Origin of the sequence: Myxococcus sp. AM009 (assembly GCF_013372605.1) — a bacterium.
Classification (GTDB): Bacteria; Myxococcota; Myxococcia; order Myxococcales; family Myxococcaceae; genus Myxococcus; species Myxococcus vastator.
This window is the reverse complement of record NZ_JABXEP010000306.1, coordinates 1-3,342: the sequence shown is the minus strand read 5'-3', so window position 1 is coordinate 3,342 and position 3,342 is coordinate 1. Positions and strand designations below refer to the sequence as shown.

2 protein-coding genes and 1 pseudogene are annotated in these 3,342 nt (G+C 69.0%); 2 read left to right on the top strand and 1 reads right to left on the bottom strand.

The genetic code is table 11. From position 1 onward, the window contains the following. Nucleotides 1-1,899: GON domain-containing protein (locus HV824_RS35270; RefSeq protein ID WP_217918022.1), on the top strand; the 1,899-nt coding region annotated here is incomplete at its 5' end. A gap of 153 nt (nt 1,900-2,052) precedes the next feature. On the opposite strand, the gene HV824_RS35260 is transcribed toward HV824_RS35270, so the two are convergent. Continuing rightward, a complete protein-coding gene (locus HV824_RS35260) occupies nt 2,053-2,466 on the bottom strand; it encodes a hypothetical protein (protein ID WP_255208605.1) in 414 nt (137 codons plus the stop codon). A 383-nt stretch (nt 2,467-2,849) separates the two neighbouring features. Between HV824_RS35260 and HV824_RS35255 the strand changes: the two are divergent. After that, a pseudogene (locus HV824_RS35255) lies at nt 2,850-3,342 on the top strand (hypothetical protein); the annotation flags it as partial.

Genomic DNA, 3,342 nt, shown 5'->3' with positions numbered 1-3,342 from the left:
GGCCTGAGTCAGCACCGGCTGGAGTTGGACATGAAAGCCGCCCAGGAGCTGCTGGAGCGAGCCCCGCGCGCCAGCGGCCTGGCCCGGCTGTTCCAGGAGGACGAAGCCCTGCTGGAGACCCGCAAGCGCCAGGGCGAGACGGCCAGCGGGCGGCAGCTCGCGGACCTCAACCTCTATTACGACGTGCCGCTGCGCCAGGGCACGCGCGCCGAGCACGTGAAGGCGCTGGTGGACTCCCTCAACGCCCTGGAGAGCGTGGAGGTGGCCTATGCCCAGCCCCCGGCGGAGCCGGCCATGGTGAACTTCGGGATGGATGACACGCTGCGCGGCCTGCTGGCCGCTGCCGACCTCCCGCTCGTCACTCCGCTCTTCGAAGGCAACCAGGGCTACCTGAACGCCGCGCCTGTCGGCATCGACGCCCGATACGCCTGGGGCGTGCAGGGAGCCAGGGGCGCGGGCGTGAAGGTCGTGGACATCGAGGGCGGTTGGCGCACCACCCATGAGGACCTGCCCGGCCTCTTCTACCAGGGCGGGGTGCAATACAATGACCTGAGCTGGCGCAACCACGGCACCGCCGTGCTCGGGGAAATCGTCGGAGTGCGCAACGCCTACGGCGTGACGGGCATCGCCGACCAGGCCTTGGCGGGTGTGTCCAGTATTGGCAACCAGAGCACGGCGAGCGCCATCTCCAACGCGGCCGCCGCCGCGGGCCCTGGGGGCGTCATCCTCATCGAACTGCACGCGCCAGGCCCCGCCGACAGCTCGCCCTGCACCTGCAACTTCAGCCAGTGCAACTTCATCGCCATGGAGTACTGGCAGGCCGAGTTCGACGCCGTCGCCACGGCGACCGCCAACGGCGTCACCGTGGTGGAAGCAGCGGGCAACGGCAGCGTCAACCTGGATGACGCCGTCTACGGAGGCCGCTTCAACCGGTCCCTCCGTGATTCGGGCGCCATCCTCGTGGGCGCCAGCACGGCCTTGTCGCGCGTGCCCATGTGCTGGACCAACCATGGCTCCCGCGTGGACATGCACGGCTGGGGCGAGAGCGTGGTGACGACGGGCTATGGAGACCTGTTCGGAAACAACGAAGACCAGTACTACACGGCCTCCTTCAGCGGCACCTCGAGCGCCTCGCCCATCATCACCGGCGCGGTCGCCAGCCTCCAGGGGGCGGCACAGGCCCGGGGCATCGGCCCTCTGGCTCCGCGCGACATCCGCGGCCTCCTGGCCACCACCGGCACCCCCCAGGCGCCGGACTCGCGCCACATCGGCCCCCTGCCCAACCTGCGGCAGGCGTTCCAGCAACTCGCCCCGGCCACCTGCCAGCAACTCAAGAACCTCAACCCCAGCCTGGGGGATGGCGAGTACGTGCTCTACCTCAACAGCAATACCGCCTGGCCCTGGGCGGCCTGGTGCCACGGAATGGCCGGCACCCCCACCGAGTACCTGTCGCTGAAGCACACGGGCACCTCCAACTTCTCCCAGTACACCGCGGGCGGGGCTTCTCCCGGCACCACCGTGCGCACCAACTACTCCAAGCTGCGCATCGACCCGGCCACCCTGCAGGTGAATACGGCGGACCAGACCTTCTCCACCTCCTCGGGACAACTCACCCACGGCCCCACCACGGTGAGCTCGATGCCATACGGCTCGGCCATGTCCTGCGACTGGGCCCCCGTGGGACTGGCCAACCTGGACCTGCGCGGTACCCCCTTCGCCGTGGCGCACAGCCAGTTCCTCGTGATGGGTTGGAGCGAAGTCGGCTCGGCGACCTACAGCCCTGACGCGCGGTTGGTCGATCTGACAGGAGGCGGTTACTGCGGCTGGAATTCGCTCATCGGCAGCGACGACCCCTACAACCAGAGAGGCGGCCAACTGGCGCTGGTCTACAGCCCGTAAAAGCCTTGTCACGCATGGAGCCAGCGAGGCTGTGAATCGCTGGCTCCGATGTGCTCCAGCTTCTCCGCCGGAGTCTCCAGTCCCCTGCACTTTTGCCGCATCAACTGGAGCGCCGCTGGCACGCCAGCGTCAGGGGGAAGCACGCTCCCAGGTTCAAACGCGATGGCCGCCGTCCGTGTCGTCGGTGTCCGCATGGACGCCTGCACCGCCCATTCCGACGCCTCCAGCTCCGGCACCTCCTCCGCCCCCGGCACCGCCGCCCCCTCGTCCACCACCCTTGTCTCCACCCTTGCCCCTTCCCCCGCCGCTGGGACGCAATGGGCCCTGGTCGGGAACGATGAGCCCCTGAGGAATGGGCTCGAGGTCGAGCGCCCGGCGGATGAAGTCGCGCAGCGACACGACCAGCCGCGCGGTGCCGACCTTGCGCCCGGTGACCAGGTGGGTCGGGTCCGCGACGAGTTCACCGGTGAATGAGCCGCCGAGCGTCTTGTATGCGGAGATGCGTGTCTTCAGCCGCTCGTTGTTCTGGTGGCTCTCTCGTTCTCGCCGTCGCTGCACGGTCTGCATCAACCCAGCGTCGCCGCGAGCCCCCGCCAGGAAGTGAAGTCGAGAGAACTCATCATCGGCGCGACGATAGCGCGTCCACCGCATAGCCGCCTTGCCGCGCTCGCGTGTGCCACCGCCGCGTCTCGCGGCGCCCCCCACCTTTCAGCATGGCCCGCTTCAGACATGTCCGGACATGTCCCGGACATGTCCGGACGACGTTCAGGGAAGGCGTGGGCCGTGTCGAGGGTGGCGCAGTGGCGCGCTCGGAAACAGCGCGGCGCACGTGAGCCCCACGCTTCTGACGTACCGGGACACCGTCCGCGGTGTTCCTCCCTGGCACTCGCCTTGCTCAAGGGCCGCCCGACTGCGTTCCGCAGTCTGACGTCTCTCCGAGGTGCCCCCGAATGAGCCCTAGAAAAAAGCCGCTCGCGTCCCCCGTCGTCTTCCCTCGGCATGTCCGCAGCGCCGGGTTTGGTGCCCTCTTCATGGGCCTCGTCGCGCTGAGCACCAGCTGCGGCGAAGCAGAAAACGTAAGCGAGGAGGTGGCGCGCTCCGCTCCCGCGGGGCAGCCCCTCGATGTGCCGGACTCCCCGCTGAAACCGCGCCTCGCCGCCTTGAAGGACTCGGGCCTGGACCTGCCCGAGCACGCGCGGGTGGAGCGTATGGTGGTGAAGTTCCACGAGGGCACCCGCGTGCGCCTTCGGGGCAACAGCCTCACCGCGCTGTCCACCGAGCGCGATGCGTCCGAGCGCCGACTGCTCGCCGGTCGAGGCCTGAGTCAGCACCGGCTGGAGTTGGACATGAAAGCCGCCCAGGAGCTGCTGGAGCGAGCCCCGCGCGCCAGCGGCCTGGCCCGGCTGTTCCAGGAGGACGAAGCCCTGCTGGAGACCCGCAAGC